Source organism: Pseudokineococcus marinus (assembly GCF_013004605.1).
Classification (GTDB): Bacteria; Actinomycetota; Actinomycetes; order Actinomycetales; family Quadrisphaeraceae; genus Pseudokineococcus; species Pseudokineococcus marinus.
Window position 1 is genome coordinate 1 of the sequence record NZ_JABEMA010000342.1, and the last position, 3005, is coordinate 3005.

The 3005-nt window shown below is 77.7% G+C and carries 3 protein-coding genes and 1 tRNA gene; all 4 read right to left on the reverse strand.

Translation table 11 applies throughout. The features are described 5' to 3' along the window. Positions 1 to 97: 97 nt before the first annotated feature. Positions 98 to 1234, reverse strand: coding sequence for an iron chelate uptake ABC transporter family permease subunit (locus tag HLB09_RS15075; protein ID WP_171204147.1), 1137 nt, complete (start codon positions 1232 to 1234; stop codon positions 98 to 100). Between the two features lie 63 nt (positions 1235 to 1297). After that, a complete protein-coding gene (locus HLB09_RS15080; RefSeq protein ID WP_171204148.1) occupies positions 1298 to 1711 on the reverse strand; it encodes a VOC family protein in 414 nt (137 codons plus the stop codon). Between the two features lie 156 nt (positions 1712 to 1867). Next, positions 1868 to 2665 carry an aldo/keto reductase gene (locus HLB09_RS15085; RefSeq protein WP_171204149.1) on the reverse strand — a complete coding sequence of 266 codons (798 nt, stop codon included), beginning with the start codon at positions 2663 to 2665 and terminating at the stop codon, positions 1868 to 1870. Between the two features lie 143 nt (positions 2666 to 2808). Beyond that, a tRNA-Ala gene (locus tag HLB09_RS15090) sits at positions 2809 to 2881 on the reverse strand. Between the last annotated feature and the right edge of the window lie 124 nt (positions 2882 to 3005).

Sequence of the window (3005 nt, forward strand, 5' to 3'; positions counted from 1 at the left end):
GCACCGGCGCCGGGGGCACCCCGGTGCGCGCTCCCGTGCGCACTTCCGGGCGCACTCCTGTGCGCGCCTCCGGGCGCCCGCCCGGTCGTCGCGGCGCTCACAGCTCGAGGCTCCCGCGGCGGCGACGCACGAGGGCCACGAGGACGGGCGCGCCGAGCAGCGCCGCCACGACGCCGACCTGCACCTCGCCCGGTCGGGCGACGACCCGGCCGAGGACGTCGGCGAGGAGCAGCAGCGTGGGGGCGACGAGCGCCGACAGCGGCAGCAGCCACCGGTGCGCGGGGCCGGTGAGCGCGCGGACGAGGTGCGGGACGGCGAGGCCGACGAAGGCGATGGGACCGGCGAGCGCCGTGGCCCCGCCGCAGAGCAGCACCGCGGCGAGGGCCCCGAGGGCGCGCACCGCCCCGGTGCGCTGGCCGAGCCCGCGGGCGACGTCGTCGCCGAGCTGGAGCGCGTCGAGCGCCGGCGCGAGCAGCAGGGCGAGGAGGGCGCCGGCGGCCACGAGGGGCAGCACGGCCGCCACGGCGGAGAGGTCCCGGCCGACGAGGGACCCGACCTGCCAGAAGCGGAACTGGTCGAAGGTGGCGGAGTCCGTGACGAGGACGCCCGTGGTGAGCGACAGCAGCAGGGCGCTGACCGCCGCGCCCGCCAGCGTCAGCTTGACCGGCGTGGCCCCCTCGCGCCCCGTCGCCGCCACGAGGTGCACCACGACGGCGGCCGCTGCGGCCCCGGCCAGGGCGAACCACACGTAGCCGCCCGGGCTCGTGACGCCGAGCACGCTGATCGCGAGGACGACTGCCGTGGCGGCACCCGCGTTGACGCCGAGCAGGCCCGGGTCGGCGAGGGGGTTGCGCGTGAGCCCCTGCATGACGGCCCCGGCCAGCCCGAGCGCCGTGCCGGCGACGAGGCCGACCACGGTCCGCGGCAGCCGCAGGTCGAGGACGACGAGGTGGTCGGTGCTCGACCGGTCCGGCGCGAGCAGCGCCTCGACGACGACGCCCGGTGAGATGCCGCGGGAGCCCACGGCCAGGCTCAGCAGGGCGGCCGCGACCAGCGCTGCGAGCGCGAGCAGCACCGCCGCGACGAGCACCGGTCGACCCCGCCGTCGACCGGACGCGGTGGGGACGGCGCCCGGGGTGGCGCGGGAGCGACCACCGGAGGTCGGGGCACCGGCCCGCCCCTGCGGCCCGCGTGCGGCGCCCGGCCGGGCCGACGACGGGGCCGACGCGCTCATGCAGGCGAGCCTAACCTCGTCCGGCGCGGCCGTCGTCACGCGCGCGGGCCGTGCGGGGGCGGCTCAGCCCTCGGCCGGGGGCGCCCCGCCGTCGGGCTCCATCCACAGGACGCCCCAGGCGTGGCCGTCCGGGTCGAGGAACGTCCGGCGGTAGACCGACCCGTCGTCCTGCACCGGCTCCGGCCGCGCCCCGCCGGCCGTCTCGGCCCGCGCCACGAGGTCGTCGACGCCCTCGCGGGAGCTCGCGGGCAGGCAGACGACGACCTCGCGGGGGTCGCCCGGCGACGCGACGGGGCCGGGCGCGAGGGCGGCGAAGCGCTCGCGCTGCAGGAGGAGCACCACGACCTCGGCGCCGACGACGAGCGTCGCGCTGGCGCCGTCCTCGGGCAGCGGGTCCACGGGGAGGCCGAGGGTGGTGAAGAAGTCCACCGACCGCCCGACGTCCTCCACGGGCAGGTTGACGAAGACGACGGCCACGAGCGGCTCCCCCAGGGCCGCGGCGGCCGGTGCGGCCGCGGGGCGCGACCCCTCGCGCCCCGCAGCCCATCGTCTCGGCGTCGACGCCGTCAAGGTGGCGACGGGCCGGGGCCGCGGGACGGCCCCGGTCCGTCGTCAGGCGTCAGGCGTCAGGCGTCAGGCGTCAGCGAGGCCGTCGACGCGGCGCACCTCGTCGGGCGAGAGGGAGAAGCCGAAGACGTCGGCGTTCGCGGTGATGCGCTCGGGCGTCACCGACTTGGGGATGACGACGACGCCGTGGTCGAGGTGCCAGCGCAGCACCACCTGCTGCGGCGTCACGCCGTGCGCCTGAGCGACCTCGGCGAGGACCGGGTCGCCCAGGTCGGTCTTCTTGAAGGGGCTGTAGCCCTCCACGACGACGCCGCGCTGGCGGCACGCGTCGAGGAAGCCCTGGTCGTGCAGGGCGGGCGCCCACGGCACCTGGTCGACCGACGGCGCCTCGCCGCTCGAGCGGACCAGCTCGTCGAGCTGCGCGGTGCTGTAGTTGCTGACGCCGACGTCACGGGCCTGGCGCTCCGAGCGCGCCGCGAGGAAGTGGTCCCACGTCTGCGGGCTCGCCTCGCCCCCCGGGGGCCAGTGCACGAGCCACAGGTCGACGAAGTCGAGCCCGAGGAGGTCCAGCGAGCGGGACAGCACCTCGCGGGCGCGCGGCGCCTCGTCGGGCGGCATCTTCGTCGTCACGAAGACCTCGTCTCGCGGGACGCCGGACTCGGCGAGCGCACGGCCCACCTGGTCCTCGTTGCCGTAGCCGGTGGCCGTGTCGATGTGCCGGTAGCCCACCTCGAGGGCGTGGAGCACCGACCGGTAGCAGTCGTCGCCCTCGGACTGCCACGTGCCGAGCCCCAGCAGCGGCATCTCACCACCGCCGGGCAGGGAGGCCGTGGGTCCGGGCAGGGACGTCGTCTCCGTCGTCATGACCCCACCCTGGCCGCCCCTCCCGCGGCGCGCACCCCCGCCGCCGTCCACGGGACGGAACGGGAGACCTGCTCCGGTCCGGTGAGGTGGCCCGGCTCCGTGGCCGGGAGCCCGGGCGACGGCACCGGGCGGGAGGTGCGAGGTGGAGCTGAGGGGATTCGAACCCCTGACCCCCTCGTTGCGAACGAGGTGCGCTACCAGCTGCGCCACAGCCCCTTGGAACGTCCGGAACCCTACCAGCGCCGCCGGGGTGGGCGGCACCGGGAACGCCGTGCGTCGCGCGAGCGGCGCCGGTCGGCGGCGCTCAGGCCGAGCGGCGGCGGCGCGACCCGCCCTGGCG